General features: G+C 63.1%; 1 protein-coding gene. It reads left to right on the top strand.

Translation table 11 applies throughout. The features are described from left to right. Positions 1-28 precede the first annotated feature (28 nt). Positions 29-225, top strand: a 197-nt coding sequence (locus RT97_RS33655) for a hypothetical protein (RefSeq protein ID WP_216595199.1), incomplete at its 3' end; no start/stop codon positions are given.

Consider the following 225-nt stretch of genomic DNA (forward strand, 5'->3'; position numbering starts at 1 on the left):
GCCCGTGGACAGGCTGGAGATACCACTGGTGGCAGTGCTCAGACCGGACGACGTGGAGGTCGACAGGCTGCTGATGCTGCTCGCGGCGGTGCTCAGGCCACTTGAGGTCGAAGTGGACAGGCTACCGATACTGCTCGTCGCAGTGCTCAAGCCCGACGACGTAGAAGTCGACAGGCTGCTGACGCTGCTGTTCGTGGTGCTCAAGCCCGTGGACAGGCTGGAGAT

It is taken from the genome of Variovorax paradoxus (genome assembly GCF_000834655.1).
Classification (GTDB): domain Bacteria; phylum Pseudomonadota; class Gammaproteobacteria; order Burkholderiales; family Burkholderiaceae_C; genus Variovorax; species Variovorax paradoxus_F.